Origin of the sequence: Vibrio sp. OPT46 (assembly GCF_015163535.1) — a bacterium.
GTDB lineage: Bacteria > Pseudomonadota > Gammaproteobacteria > Enterobacterales > Vibrionaceae > Vibrio > Vibrio alginolyticus.
In genome coordinates, this window is the sequence record NZ_JADDYG010000010.1 from 65,574 (window position 1) to 67,148 (window position 1,575).

Below are 1,575 nucleotides of genomic sequence, written 5' to 3' on the forward strand. Positions count from 1 at the left end.
AGTAAAGGCGGCGTCATCTCAATGAGCAAAGGCTGGGCGAAAGAACTTTCAAGAAAGGGTGCACAGATACGCGTCAACTGTGTCGCGCCAGGCTTTATCGCCACCGACATGACCAAGAACCTGCCAGAGAAAGTCATTCAAATGATGAAAGGCAAAACCCCATTAGGGCGCATGGGCTCAGTTCAAGATATTGCCAATGGCGTCTCTTTCCTAACCTCAGACAAGAGCGCCTACATCACAGGCCAAGTGCTCAAGATTGACGGTGGGTTGGTATTATAGCTCGTTAATCAAAACCCAAAATAAAAACGCCTTTTACTTATATGAAGGGCGTTTTTGTTTGAGGAACCCGACTTATGTGAGTACTACTAATAGAAAGCTTCGATTTCGCTTCGAGTTGAGTTTTTGAAGCAAAAGGCCAATACGTTTGAATAGCGTCGGGCGTCTCCTCTTAAACACTGCATTCCCTAAAGCACAGTATTCCCAAAAGAAAAGCCCACCGAAAAGCGGGCTTTGCTCTCTTTTAGTAACGAGAAGAATAACTAGTAGCTCGCTTGAATGCTGACACCGCTATAGTTTGAGTAACCTTGAATCATGACGTGATAACGTCCACTTTGTGTCGCACTGACCGTACATGTTTCATTGTTACCGTATTTGAAAGGTCGGCAGTCCCATGCATTCAGTGCTGGTTTTGCTCCAAAACGGAGATACAAATCCGCATCACCATTTCCACCATACATTTGTACGGTTAAACGCTGCCCAGCTTCTACATCAACATAGTAATACGCTACTTGACCAGTTGAACCACTTAAACCACTTACTGGCACGCCCGAGGTTAATTTGCCTTCTGGGTCCGGTGTTGGGTCTGGGCCACCGCAGTCTTGGCCACAATCTGCATCCGTTAAGCTATAAAGTAGCTTGTTCACGCTGCCTCTTGTGTCCGTCACTTTTCCGCTAGTTGCGCGGCTAACGATCAAGGCCTCTACTTGGCTTGGAGACAGTGAACTGTTTTCTTGAAGATACAATGCTGCTACACCCGCCACATGTGGCGTCGCCATCGAAGTGCCACTAATGGTTTTGTAGCCACCGTCATACCATGCAGATTTGATTTGTGAACCTGGCGCAAATACATCCACACAACTGCCCCAGTTTGAAAAACTCGAACGTGCATCCGTGCTAGTGGTCGATCCGACAGTTACTCCGGAAGCAACGCGTGCTGGAGAATAGTTACACGCATCGGCGTTGGAGTTACCTGCTGCTAGCATAAAGCTGACACCTGACTGAACCGCACTTTGCACCGCACTATCCAGAGCGACGGATTGACCGCCGCCTAAACTCATGTTGGCGACTGAAGGTCCGGAAGCGTTCGCAGCCACCCAGTCCACACCGGCAATAACACCAGAAGTAGAACCCGATCCGGTACAGCTCAATACTCTCACGCCGACAAGGTTGACGTTTTTCGCAACACCATACAAGCTGCCGCCAATGGTGCCCGCTACGTGTGTGCCGTGTCCATTACAGTCACTTGCATCTGCATCGTTATCGACAAAGTCATACCCTGAAACTGAGCGACCACCG

General features: G+C 48.8%; 2 protein-coding genes. One reads left to right on the top strand and one right to left on the bottom strand.

All coding sequences use genetic code 11. From position 1 onward, the window contains the following. A partial coding sequence (locus IQR33_RS32095) for an SDR family oxidoreductase (RefSeq protein WP_228013713.1) occupies positions 1 to 279 on the top strand: 279 nt, incomplete at its 5' end. A 260-nt stretch (positions 280 to 539) separates the two neighbouring features. Here IQR33_RS32095 and IQR33_RS01780 read toward each other — a convergent pair. Beyond that, positions 540 to 1,575 (bottom strand): S8 family peptidase (locus IQR33_RS01780; RefSeq protein ID WP_193843455.1); only part of this gene is annotated, 1,036 nt, incomplete at its 5' end.